This window comes from Pandoraea pneumonica (assembly GCF_902459645.1).
Lineage (GTDB): Bacteria > Pseudomonadota > Gammaproteobacteria > Burkholderiales > Burkholderiaceae > Pandoraea > Pandoraea pneumonica.
Genome location: NZ_CABPSK010000004.1, coordinates 241,833 through 254,767, shown reverse-complemented (window position 1 = coordinate 254,767; position 12,935 = coordinate 241,833). Strand labels below are relative to the sequence as shown.

General features: G+C 62.3%; 8 protein-coding genes. 3 read left to right on the top strand and 5 right to left on the bottom strand.

All coding sequences use genetic code 11. From position 1 onward, the window contains the following. Positions 1–15: 15 nt before the first annotated feature. Entirely contained in the window at positions 16–2,877 is a 2,862-nt protein-coding gene (locus tag PPN31114_RS20365; RefSeq protein WP_150681347.1) for a valine--tRNA ligase, read from the bottom strand. Positions 2,878–2,988: 111 nt separating this feature from the next. On the opposite strand from PPN31114_RS20365, the gene PPN31114_RS20360 reads away from it, so the two are divergent. After that, entirely contained in the window at positions 2,989–5,310 is a 2,322-nt protein-coding gene (locus tag PPN31114_RS20360) for a UvrD-helicase domain-containing protein (RefSeq protein WP_150681346.1), read from the top strand. Between the two features lie 70 nt (positions 5,311–5,380). Here the strand turns inward: PPN31114_RS20360 and PPN31114_RS20355 are convergent, their stop codons facing one another. From PPN31114_RS20355 to PPN31114_RS20345, 3 genes are all read right to left on the bottom strand, one after another. Further along, complete coding sequence (locus PPN31114_RS20355) at positions 5,381–6,190, bottom strand: BPSS1780 family membrane protein (protein WP_150681345.1); 810 nt, start codon at positions 6,188–6,190, stop codon at positions 5,381–5,383. Positions 6,191–6,221: 31 nt separating this feature from the next. Next, positions 6,222–7,193: a homoserine kinase gene (locus PPN31114_RS20350; RefSeq protein WP_150681344.1), complete on the bottom strand. Its 972-nt coding sequence runs from the start codon at positions 7,191–7,193 to the stop codon at positions 6,222–6,224. A gap of 170 nt (positions 7,194–7,363) precedes the next feature. Then, positions 7,364–7,732, bottom strand: a complete 369-nt coding sequence (locus PPN31114_RS20345) for a hypothetical protein (protein ID WP_150681343.1) — start codon at positions 7,730–7,732, stop codon at positions 7,364–7,366. Between the two features lie 359 nt (positions 7,733–8,091). Here PPN31114_RS20345 and PPN31114_RS20340 point away from each other — a divergent pair, with 359 nt between their 5' ends. Beyond that, positions 8,092–9,336 carry a YeeE/YedE family protein gene (locus PPN31114_RS20340; RefSeq protein WP_150681342.1) on the top strand — a complete coding sequence of 415 codons (1,245 nt, stop codon included), beginning with the start codon at positions 8,092–8,094 and terminating at the stop codon, positions 9,334–9,336. A gap of 79 nt (positions 9,337–9,415) precedes the next feature. On the opposite strand, the gene PPN31114_RS20335 is transcribed toward PPN31114_RS20340, so the two are convergent. Further along, positions 9,416–10,150 (bottom strand): LOG family protein, encoded by a 735-nt coding sequence (locus tag PPN31114_RS20335; RefSeq protein ID WP_058377961.1) that lies wholly within the window; start codon positions 10,148–10,150, stop codon positions 9,416–9,418. Between PPN31114_RS20335 and polA the strand changes: the two genes are divergently transcribed. Then, on the top strand, positions 10,151–12,889 hold the full coding sequence (gene polA, locus PPN31114_RS20330; RefSeq protein WP_150681341.1) for a DNA polymerase I: 2,739 nt from the start codon (positions 10,151–10,153) through the stop codon (positions 12,887–12,889). Positions 12,890–12,935 lie beyond the last annotated feature (46 nt).

Below are 12,935 nucleotides of genomic sequence, written 5' to 3'. Positions count from 1 at the left end.
TGGTTTGTGCGGTGCTCAGGCGGGCAGGCGGGCGAGCTGAGCCTGCAATTTACCGAGAACCGCTTCAAAGTCGACCAATCGTTGCTTCTCGAGTTCCACCACGTTTGCCGGCGCGCGTGCCACGAAGCTCTCGTTGGACAGCTTGCCGTGGCACTTGGCGATCTCACCTTCAAGGCGTTTGACTTCCTTGCCGAGGCGTTCGCGCTCGGCCGCCACGTCGATTTCCACCTTTAACGCCAGCTTGTTCGCGCCGACGATGGCCAGCGGTGCACCTGCGGCTTGCGCATCGAGCGCGGCTTCATCGTCGAGCACCTGCACTTCGGAGAGCTTGGCCAGCGTTTGCAGATACGGCGCAATCGACTTGAGGAAGTCGACATCGCCCGCGACCAGCAGCGGCACGCGTTGTGCGGGCGACAAGTTCATCTCGCCGCGCAGGTTACGGCAGGCGTCGACGGCAGCCTTCAACTGCTGCATCCACGCTTCGTCGCTCTCGTCGATCTTGCCGGCATCGGCCACCGGGTACGGCTGCATCATGATGCTGGCTTCGCCCGGCGCCTTGTCGGCCGGATAACGGCCAGCAATCGGTGCCACCTTCTGCCACAGGGCTTCGGTGATGAACGGAATGACCGGGTGGGCCAGACGCAGCACGGTTTCCAGCACGCGCAGCAAGGTGCGGCGCGTGGCGCGCTGTTGCGCAGGCGTACCGTTCTGCAACTGCCACTTGGCCAGTTCGAGGTACCAGTCGCAGTACTCGTCCCACACGAACTTATAGATCGCCGTGGCGATGTTGTCGAAACGGTAGTCGGCGAAGCCCTTTTCGATGTCGGCTTCCACGCGCTGCAACAGCGACACGATCCAGCGGTCGGCGCGCGAGAAGTCGAGTTGACCGTCCGGGCCGCAATCGCCCACGCACGGCGCCATGCCGCAGTCGTGGCCTTCGCAGTTCATCAGCACGAAACGCGTGGCGTTCCAGAGCTTGTTGCAGAAGTTGCGATAGCCTTCGCAGCGCGCCAGATCGAAGTTGATGTTGCGGCCCAGGGTGGCCATCGACGCGAACGTGAAGCGCAGGGCGTCGGTGCCGAACGGTGCAATACCTTCCGGGAATTCCTTGCGGGTCTTCTTCTCGATGGTCGCGGCTTGCTTCGGGTTCATCAACCCGGTCGTGCGCTTGGCGAGCAGGGTGTCGAGCGTCACGCCGTCGACGATGTCGATCGGATCGAGCGTGTTGCCCTTCGACTTGGACATCTTCTGGCCTTCGGCATCGCGCACCAGACCGTGCACATACACCGTCTTGAACGGCACCTTGCCGGTGAAGTGCGTGGTCATCATGACCATGCGCGCCACCCAGAAGAAGATGATGTCGAAACCGGTCACGAGGACCGACGACGGCAGGAAGTGCTTGAGTTCCGGCGTTTCTTGCGGCCAGCCCAGCGACGAGAACGGCACCAGCGCCGACGAGAACCACGTGTCGAGCACGTCTTCGTCACGCTTGAGCGCGCCCGTGTAACCGGCAGCGCTCGCCTTTGCGATGGCTTCTTCTTCCGAACGAGCGACGTAGACGTTGCCCGCATCGTCGTACCACGCCGGAATTTGATGGCCCCACCAAAGCTGGCGCGAAATACACCAGTCCTGAATGTTCTCCAGCCACTGGTTGTACGTGTTCGTCCAGTTCTCGGGCACGAACTTGATCTCGCCGCTACGCACCACGTCGAGTGCGGTTTCGGTGATCGACTTGCCCGGGTGGAACGTGCCTTCCGGTGCCGGCTTGCTCATCGCCACGAACCACTGGTCGGTGAGCATCGGCTCGATGACAGTGCCCGTGCGGTCGCTGCGCGGCACCATCAGCTTGTGCGCCTTGACCGATTCGAGCAGGCCCTGCGCGTCCAGATCGGCCACGATTTGCTTGCGCGCGTCGAAGCGGTCGAGGCCACGGTATTTCTCCGGGCCGTTCTCGTTGATCTTCGCGTCGAGCGTGAGAATGCTGATTTGCGGCAGGTTGTGACGCTGACCGACGGCGTAGTCGTTGAAGTCGTGCGCCGGCGTGACCTTCACCACGCCCGTGCCGAATTCGCGATCGACATAGTCGTCGGCAATGATCGGGATTTCGCGGTCCGAGAGCGGCAGCTTGGCCATTTGGCCGATCAGATGCTTGTAGCGCTCGTCTTCCGGGTGAACCATCAGCGCGACGTCGCCGAGCATCGTTTCCGGACGCGTCGTCGCGACCGTGAGCGAGCCCGAACCGTCAGCCAGCGGATAGCGGATGTGCCACAGCCAGCCTTCTTCTTCCTCGCTCACCACTTCCAGATCGGACACGGCGGTGAGCAGGGTCGATTCCCAGTTCACGAGACGCTTGCCACGATAGATCAGCCCTTGCTCGTGCAGCGTGACGAAAACGTCGCGCACGGCTTTGGACATCTTCTCGTCCATCGTGAAGTATTCGCGGCTCCAGTCGATGGAGGCACCGAGACGGCGCACCTGGCCCGTGATGGTGTTGCCCGACTTTTCTTTCCATTCCCACACGCGCTCGACGAACTTCTCGCGGCCGAGGTCGTGGCGCGAGACTTTCTGCGCGTCGAGCTGGCGCTCGACGACGATCTGCGTGGCAATGCCCGCATGGTCGGTGCCCGGTACCCAGAGGGTATTGGCGCCCTTCATGCGGTGATAACGCGTCAGACCATCCATGATCGTCTGGTTGAACGCGTGACCCATGTGCAGCGTGCCGGTAACGTTCGGCGGCGGCAACTGGATGCTGAAATCTTCGCGGGCGTCGTCGAACGTCGGCCGGGCATAGCCGCGGCGTTCCCATTCGGGGCCCCAGTGGGCTTCGACGTCCTGCGGCTCGAAGCTCTTGGCAAGCGTATTGTCGCTGTCGCTCATGGATTGGATGGACCGTGTAATGCGTGAAACCCTGAATTATAAAAGATTCGGGGCGTTTTCCGCGCCGCAGCAGGATTTATAATCGGGCTTCACTCGAAAATCCTTCCCGACATGCCCGATTTGCTCGCCAATCTGAACCCGGAACAACTGGCCGCCGTGACCCTGCCCGACGAGCCTGCCCTGATTCTCGCGGGTGCGGGTTCCGGCAAAACGCGCGTGCTGACGACGCGCATCGCCTGGCTGATCCAGCAGGGCCACGTGGGTCCGGCCGGTATTCTGGCCGTGACTTTTACGAACAAGGCCGCCAAGGAAATGCAGGCGCGTCTGGGCGCCATGCTCCCGATCAGCACCCGGGCCATGTGGATCGGCACCTTCCACGGGCTGTGCAACCGGATGTTGCGTGCCCATTTTCGGGACGCCGGGCTGCCGCAAAGCTTCCAGATTCTCGATCAGGCCGACCAGCTCTCCGCGATCAAGCGGATGATGAAGGCCGCCAATGTCGACGATGAGAAGTTTCCGCCGAAAAATCTTCAATATTTCATCAATAACGCCAAGGAACAGGGCCTGCGACCGCACGAAGTCGAGGCCAACGACGCGTTCAACCAGAAGTTTGTCGAGCTATACGCCTCGTATCAAGAGCAATGCCAGCGCGAAGGTGTGGTCGATTTCGCCGAACTGCTGCTGCGCTGCTTCGAGTTGCTCAAACACAACGAGCCGCTGCGCGTGCACTACCAGACGCGCTTCCGGCACATTCTCGTCGACGAGTTTCAGGACACGAACAAGCTGCAATACGCGTGGCTGAAGATGCTCGCGGGCGGCAACAGCGCCGTGTTTGCCGTGGGTGACGACGATCAGAGTATTTACGCGTTTCGTGGTGCCAACGTCGGCAACATGGCTGACTTCGAGCGCGAATTCCGCGTCCGCCACCTGATTAAGCTGGAACAGAACTACCGCTCGCACGGCAATATTCTGGACGCGGCCAACGCGCTCATTTCGAACAACGCCCGCCGTCTGGGCAAGAACCTGCGCACCGATGCCGGGCACGGCGAGCCGATTCGCGTCTACGAGGCGGCGACCGATCTTCAGGAAGCGAGCTGGCTGGTCGAAGAGATCAAGGCGCTCGTGGGCCAAGGGCTGTCGCGGCAGGACGTCGCCATTCTTTATCGAAGCAACGCCCAGTCGCGGGTGATGGAACACGCCCTGGTCGGGGCCGGTATTGCCTATCGGGTTTATGGCGGACTGCGCTTTTTCGAGCGTCAGGAAGTCAAGCACGCCCTTGCGTACCTGCGGCTGATCGAGAATCCGAACGACGACACGGCGTTTGCGCGGGTGGTCAACTTCCCGACGCGCGGCATCGGGGCGCGCTCGCTCGAACAACTCGCCGATGCGGCGCGCCTTTACAACTGCTCGATGTACGCTGCCGTGCCCTATATGACGGGCAAGGCGGGCACCAATCTGACGGCATTTGTCCGCATGATCGAGCAAATGCGCCGTGACACGGAGCGTCTGACGTTGCCGGAAGTGGTGACGCACGTCGTCGATGCGAGTGGGTTGATTACGCATTACCAGACGGAAAAAGAAGGTCAGGACCGCATCGAGAACTTGCAGGAATTGGTACACGCCGCGACGGCCTTCATTGCGGAAGAGGGCTACGGTCTGGACGCCCCGGCCCGCCTGATCGCCATGCGGCCCGCGTTGCCGGGCGCACCCGATGTGCTGGCATCGCCCGACGGCGTAGTCGATGCCGACACGCCGGTCGAGATGACGCCGCTCGCAGGCTTCCTATCGCATGCGTCGCTCGAAGCCGGTGACAATCAGGCCGAGGCCGGGCAGGACGCAGTGCAACTGATGACGGTGCACGCGGCCAAGGGCCTGGAGTTCACGGCAGTCTTCGTGACCGGGCTTGAGGAAGGGCTGTTCCCGCACGAAAACAGTGCGCAGGAGCTCGATGGGCTCGAAGAAGAGCGGCGCCTGATGTACGTGGCGATTACGCGTGCGAAGGAGCGACTGTACCTCTCGTTCACGCAAAGCCGCATGCTGCATGGCCAGACGCGTTACAACGTGCGCTCGCGTTTCTTCGAAGAAATTCCCGAGGAAGTGCTGAAGTTTCTGACGCCGCGTGCCCAGCCGGGTGCGCGACTCGCTCAAGCCGAGCCAGCATGGGGGCGCGATTGGTTTTCGCGCCCGCAGGTCAGTGCGCCGCGTCAGGAAGAGTGGGCCGCGACGAAGTCGGAGCAGGCGCTCGCCGACCGTTCCCGCTCGGCGGGTACTGGCTTCAAGGTCGGGCAGGGCGTGTTCCACACCAAGTTCGGTGAGGGCAAGATCATCGGGTTGGAAGGGGCCGGTGACGAAGCGCGCGCGCACGTGAAGTTCGGACGGCACGGCGAAAAGTGGCTGGCGCTGGCTGTCGCGAAGCTGCAACCGATCGAATAATCGGTTCGCTGATCGCCAAGATGTAAAAAGGGCACCCGAGGGTGCCCTTTTTTTTGGCAGCGCTGGATGCTTACGCTTCCGGCGGCGCCACGTTCGGATCGATCGCGCCAATCTCCTGCACACCGAAGCAGCCGCGATAGCTCGCGTAGAACGAGCAATACAGCACGGCGGTGAACAGGATCGAGTACGGCATCAGCACGATCATGGCGTATTTGCCTGCGCCGACCACCGTCATCACGAGCGCAATGATCACCGGCAGTACCGTCGCGACAAGCGCAGTGCAAATGCCGTAGACGACGAATGCGCGCATGTTGCGCACGCAAGCCGTCCAGCTAAAGAACAATGCCTTGACAGGCGAGATGTCGTGCCAGGCCACGAGTACCGGCGCGAACCAGAAGGCCATCGCCACCGGCACATAGGCGATGCCTGCGGCCAGCATGGCTTGCGGCATCGTGCCGCCCGTGAGCGAATCTTCGTCGATGCGCGTGCCGAACAGCATCTTGTTCAGCAGATCGCCGCCGTCGAAGAGCGCCGAGAACAGAAACACCACGATCATCGCCGCGATGTAGTAACCGCCCAACGCGAGCAACCGGCGCGCGACATCCTTGCCGTGACCGCGGAAACCGTCGAGCAGCACGGGCGGCAAGACGGGCTTGTTCTTGATGATGTCGCGACACGCCGCCATAAAGCCGACCGACAGGCCGGGAATGAACAGGAGCGGCAAAAACGCGCCCACGACCGGCAGGATCGAGAGCAGCATCACGCCGAACAAGTAGGCGAAGAGCAGCGTCAGAATGGCGAGCGGGTTCTTGCGGAAGAGCCAGATTCCTTGGCGCAGCCACACATAACCACTCTTCGGCGGGACTTCAAGCAATTGCATAAGGTTCGATTTGCTCCGATTGGGCGTCGGGTCACAGCCAGGGAATGGAAACGGCTTCGATGCGTTGGCGCAGGATTCGTTCGAAATGCCCCGGATCGTGCGGTTTGAGCATTTCGGCCGCGCGCGGCAAATGAAAATCATACAGGCGCGAGAGCCAGAAGCGCAGCGCGCCGGCTCTGAGCATGTCGCGCCAGTGCGACGCCTCGATGTCGGTCAGCGGACGTACTGTCTCATACGCACGCAGCATCGCGTGCACGCGGGCGTCGTCGAGTACGCCGGTGCTCAGGTCGCAGCACCAGTCGTTCACGGTCACCGCAAGGTCGAACAACCACTTGTCGCAGCCGGCAAAGTAGAAGTCGAAGAAACCGCCCAAACGGGGCGCACCGTCTTCGTCCTTGTCGAACAGCACGTTGTCGCGAAACAGATCGCAGTGGCACGGACCGGCCTGCATGGCGCGATAGTCGCCGGAGGCAAAAAACGCTTCCTGATGCGCCATTTCGCTTTCCAGCAGCGCGAGCTCGGCGGCGCTCAGGTACGGCTTGACGGCCGGTGCGGCTTCACGCCACCACGGCAGGCTGCGCAAATTCGCTTGCTCCAGCGTGTAATCGCGTCCGGCCAGATGCATGCGCGCGAGCATCGCACCGACATGGGCGCAGTGCGCGGGCGTGGGGGCCAGTTCCGAGCGGCCCGCCAGCTTCGTCACGATGGTGGCCGGTTTGCCGTTCAACTCACCGAGAATCTCGCCCGTGCGATCAGGGATCGGGTCGGGCACCGGCACGCTGTGATGCGCCAGATGCCCCATCAATTGCAGGTAAAACGGCAACTGCGTCGCGGTGAGCTTTTCGAACAGCGTCAGAACGAACTCACCGCGCTCGGTCGTCAGGAAGTAATTGGTGTTCTCAATGCCGGAGCTGATGCCTCGGAAGTCGAGAACTTTCCCCAAATCGTAGCGTTGCAGCCACTCATCGAGCTGCTCGGGCGAGACGGAAGTGAAAACGGCCATGCGTGCGTCGGGTGGATAAGACTCAAACAAACGGCCCGCGCACGTGCAGCGGGCCGCTTGGCGAAAACTGGCGCGAGGGCGGAAATGCGTGGCGCTCGCGTGTCAGCGGTGAGTGGGGCAGGATAACAGACGGAATCGCAGAGGTCTCATTCGAGACCCCTGAGCCGACGTTAGAACTTCAGACCGACAGACGGCAGACGATCGGTTTGCGACGTGTTGTCGCGGATCTTCGGCGCGTTGTCTTGCGGCGTGGTCAGTTGGTAATTGGTGCCGAAGCGCGAATGCACGTCGATTTCGGTGGGCTTGCCGCGATCGCGGTACTCGGTCACGGTGGTGCCCTTGTCGTCGACGTAGAAGCTCGGCTTGCGTTCCTGATTGACGTCGACGGTGGCGTTGCTCGTGGCGGCGGCACGCGCGTCGGCCTCACGTTTGGCGGCTTGTGCGGATGTTTCCTTGGCATCTTGGGCGAAAACCTGGCCGGCGAACAGCAGGCTGGCACCGAGGGCCAGGGGGAGGGCGCGTGACAAGAGCGTTTTCATCATTATTCTCCGAGGGCGGGAACGCATCCGCGTCGAGGCGGCTGTGTGGCGTGCCGGCGCAATGGGTTCCAATACGTGCATTCTATCAAACGTGCCCCACTTCGCATCGTGAAATATGGCGCTAAGCACCGTGGTTACTTGCGTTCAGCCATTTTGGGGCCGATTCTTCACAATTCATAACAATGGTGCCCGTGCTGTCGACCGAAACCATCGCGCACCGGGAAGATTTGCTTATTACCTGTGCTTATAAGCGAATCACGAATCGTTCGTTTTCGCTCGCCTCGGGTTCTGGCATGCTGCGAAGTTGTCTTAATGGGTGGCCCGGTGCCACCCATCTGCATTTTCGGAGTCTGTAAGCCATGTCGTCTTCCGCAGCTGCTGCCGCCGTCAAAACGGCGCCGCCCTCGCCCTCGTCCCCTACGTCGTATAACGCCCGTCCGCTCGCCATTGCGCTGGTGCTGATCGCCGTTGGCATTGCCTATTTGCAAGCCACGGTCGGCCCGAAGCAGGCGGCGCTCGCCGGTGTGGGCGCGTTGCTCGGCGTGGCGCTTTATCACGCGGCGTTCGGCTTCACGTCGGCCTGGCGCGTGTTTATCGCCGACCGTCGCGGCGCCGGGTTGCGCGCGCAGATGGTGATGCTCGCCGTGGGCGTGGTGCTGTTCTTCCCGGCATTGGCCGACGGCACGCTGTTCGGTAACAAGGTCGTGGGTTTGGTCTCGCCGGTCGGCGTCTCGGTGGCGTTCGGTGCGTTTATCTTCGGCGTGGGCATGCAACTCGGCGGTGGGTGTGCGTCGGGCACGCTCTACACCGTGGGCGGGGGCAGCACGCGCATGATCGTGACGCTGGCGGCATTTGTCGTCGGATCGGTGGTGGCAACGGCGCATCTGCCGTGGTGGGAGTCGCTGCCCCATATCAAGCCGGTGTCGCTCGTGAAGGTGTGGGGCTTGTGGCCCGCGCTGATTGCCAATCTTGCGCTGTTCGCCGCCATCGGCGCGTTCACGTTGTGGGCTGAAAAGCGCCGTCACGGGCGGGTCGTCGGGGTGCCGATGACCCAGAGTGCGAAGGGGCGTCCGGCGCTGTTGCGCGGTCCGTGGCCGTTGCTGTGGGGTGCGCTGGCGCTGGTGCTGCTCAACTTCGCGACGCTTGCGCTCGCAGGGCGTCCGTGGGGCGTGACGTCGGCATTTGCGTTGTGGGGTGCCAAGGCCTTCATGGCGATGGGCGTCGATGTGGCCTCGTGGCCGTACTGGGCCAAGCAGACGGCCGTGCTGAACGCGCCGGTCACGCAGGACGTCACCACGGTCATGGACATCGGCATCATCCTCGGCGCGCTTGCAGCGGCCTCGATCGCCGGTAAGTTCGCGCCGGTGTGGAAGATTCCTGTGCGCTCGCTGCTGGCCGCCGTCGTGGGCGGTTTGCTGCTCGGCTACGGCGCGCGTCTGGCGTACGGCTGCAATATCGGTGCCTACTTCAGCGGCATCATCTCGGGCAGCCTGCATGGCTGGCTGTGGCTCGTGGCCGCGTTCTTCGGCAATGTGTTCGGCACGCGCCTGCGCCCGTTCTTCGGGCTGGAAGTGGAGACCACGCCGCGCGAGACCGGTTGCTAAGTTCGCTATGCGGTAGAACGAGAAACGGCGCCTTGCGGCGCCGTTTTCGTTTGCATCGTCTGAGCGGGCAGAGCGGGCGTTACAGATAGAACATCTTCTCGCTCGTCTCGGTCTCGGGTTCGATGTGCCCGTCGTAGAAGTCGAACACGGCTTTCAGAATCTCATCGGGATCGTCGATGACTTGCACGAGATCGAGGTCCTTTTCACCGATCAGTCCCATCGGCAGCATGGTCGAGCGCACCCAATCGAGCAGCCCCTTCCAGAACTCCGTGCCGACCAGAATCACCGGCACGTGCCGCGACTTCTGCGTTTGAATCAGCGTCAGTACTTCGGACAACTCGTCGAGCGTGCCAAAGCCGCCGGGCATGATGATGAACGCATCGGAATTCTTCACGAACGTGACTTTGCGCGTGAAGAAATGGCGAAAACGCAGCGAGATGTCCTGGTACTGGTTGCCCTTCTGTTCGTGCGGCAGTTCGATGTTCAGGCCCACCGTCGGCGAGGCGCCGCCGTGCGCGCCCTTGTTCGCCGCTTCCATGATGCCGGGGCCGCCGCCGGAGATCACCGCGAAGCCGCTGTCTGAGAACTTGCGGGCGATGGTCATCGTCAATTTGTAGAACGGCGACTTGGGTTTGATGCGCGCGCTGCCGTAGATGCTCACGGCCGGCCGGATCTCGGACAGGTACTCGGTCGCCTCGATGAACTCTGCCATAATCGTGAACATCTGCCACGACGCGCGCGCCTTCTTTGCAGTGGCGCGCTCATGGTCTGCCAGCATGCGCAGACTCGGTATCACTTTTCTTCTCTTGGTCATATGTCGGAACAGCAAAGTCTGGAAGGTAAGACGCTCTTATTGGTCGATGGTTCGAGTTATCTTTATCGAGCCTATCACGCCCTGCCGGATTTGCGCGGCCCCAATGGCGAGCCCACGGGCGCGCTGCACGGCATCGTCAACATGCTGCGTCGCATGCGTAAAGACGTACAAGCAGAGTATAGCGCCTGCGTTTTCGACGCCAAGGGCAAGACGTTTCGCGATGATTGGTACCCCGAGTACAAGGCGAACCGTCCGTCGATGCCCGACGATCTGCGTGCGCAAATCGAACCGATTCACGAAGCCGTACGCGCGATGGGCTGGCCGCTACTCATGATCGACGGCGTGGAAGCCGACGACGTGATCGGCACACTCGCCAAGCGCGCCGCCGAACTCGGCATGCGCGTGGTCGTCTCCACGGGCGATAAGGATCTCGCGCAACTGGTCAACGATCGCGTCACGCTCGTGAACACGATGACCAACGAAACGCTCGATGCCGCGGCTGTCGAAGCCAAATTCGGCGTGCCGCCTGCGCGCATCGTCGACTATCTCACGCTGGTGGGTGACACGGTCGATAACGTGCCGGGCGTCGATAAGTGCGGGCCGAAAACGGCGGTGAAGTGGCTCACGCAATACGGCGACCTCGACAATCTCGTCGCGAATGCCGCTGAGGTGAAGGGCGCCGTCGGCGAGAACCTGCGCCGCGCTCTCGACTGGCTGCCGATGGGCCGCAAGCTCGTGACGGTCGCACTCGATTGCGACCTCACGCCGCAAGTGACCTCTATCGAAGCCAGCTTGCAAACGCAGCCCGAAGATGCCCAGACGCTGCGCGATTTCTTCGCACGCCATGGTTTCAAGACGCTGCTGCGCGAAGCCGAAGCGGCGGTGGCCGAGAAGACTGGCGACGAAGCGCCCGCGCCTCAGGCAGACACGATCGAACGTCACTACGAAGCCGTCCTCACGTGGGAACAGTTCGACGCGTGGATGAAGATCATCGAGGCGGCGGAACTCACCGCGTTCGACACCGAAACCACCTCGCTCGACGCGATGCAAGCGCAACTCGTGGGCTTGTCGTTCTCGTGCGAACCCGGCCGCGCGGCGTACATTCCGGTGGCGCACCGAGCACCCGGCGAAGTCGAGCAACTGCCGCGTGACGAAGTGCTCGCCCGCCTGAAGGGCTGGCTGGAAGATCCCGCGCACAAGAAGGTCGGCCAAAACCTCAAGTACGACTCGCACGTGCTCGAGAACTACGGCATCCATCTGAACGGCATTGCGCACGACACGCTGCTGCAATCGTACGTGCTGGAATCGCACCGCAGTCACGACATGGATAGCCTCGCGTCGCGCCATCTCGGCTTGACGACGATCAAGTACGAAGACGTCTGCGGCAAGGGCACGAAGCAGATCGGCTTCGACGAAGTGAGCGTGGAGCAGGCGACACAGTACGCCGCGGAAGACGCCGACATCACCCTGCGTTTGCACCGCGCGTTGTACCCCGATATCGCCCGCGAAGCGACACTCGAATTCGTCTATGCCGATATTGAAATGCCGACTGCGCGCGTGCTGCAACGCATCGAGCGTAACGGCGTGCTGGTGGATACGGCACGGCTGGCCGCACAGAGCGACGAGATCGGACGGCGTCTGGTCACGCTCGAAGCCGAAGCCTACGCGCTGGCCGGTCAGACGTTCAACCTGAATTCCCCCAAGCAAATCGCGGACATCTTCTTCACCCAACTGCAACTGCCGGTGGTCAAGAAGACCGCGAGCGGTGCGCCGTCGACCGACGAAGAGGTGTTGCAGAAGCTGGCTGAAGATTACCCGCTGCCGAAGGTGCTGCTCGAGAACCGAGGGCTCGCCAAGCTCAAGTCGACCTACACCGACAAGCTGCCGAAGATGGTGAACCCGAACACCGGCCGCGTGCACACGAATTACGCGCAGGCCGTGGCGATCACGGGCCGACTGGCATCGAACGATCCGAATTTGCAGAACATCCCCGTGCGCACCGCCGAAGGCCGCCGCATTCGCGAGGCGTTCGTGGCGCCGCCGGGCAGCCAATTGGTGTCGGCGGACTACTCGCAGATCGAGCTGCGCATCATGGCGCATATCTCGGGCGATGAAAGCCTGTTGCGCGCGTTTGCCAATGGCGAAGACATCCACCGCGCTACCGCTGCGGAAATCTTCGCGGTGACGCCGCTCGAAGTGTCTTCGGAGCAGCGCCGTTACGCCAAGGTCATCAACTTCGGTCTGATCTACGGCATGAGTGCGTTCGGGCTGGCGGCGAATCTCGGCATCGAGCGCGATGCCGCGAAGCAATACATCGACCGTTACTTCATGCGCTACCCGGGCGTGGCGCGCTATATGGACGAGACCCGCAAGAGCGCCAAGGCGCGCGGTTTTGTCGAGACGGTATTCGGCCGACGCCTGTGGCTACCCGATATCAATGGCGGAAACGGGCCGCGCCGTCAGGCCGCGGAGCGTGCCGCGATTAACGCGCCGATGCAAGGCACGGCGGCCGACCTCATCAAGCTGTCGATGATCGCGGTGCAGCGCTGGCTTGACGACAGCGGTTTGAAGACGCGTCAGATCATGCAGGTGCACGACGAATTGGTGCTCGAAGTGCCCGATCATGAATTGGCAGAAGTTAAGAAGCGCTTGCCGGAGCTGATGTGCGGCGTGGCGAAGCTGCGTGTGCCGCTCGTGGCCGAAGTCGGTGTGGGCGAAAACTGGGAGCAGGCGCACTGATATCGGCTGACACCGGCCGACACCGGTGTTACGCAATAGCGGAAAT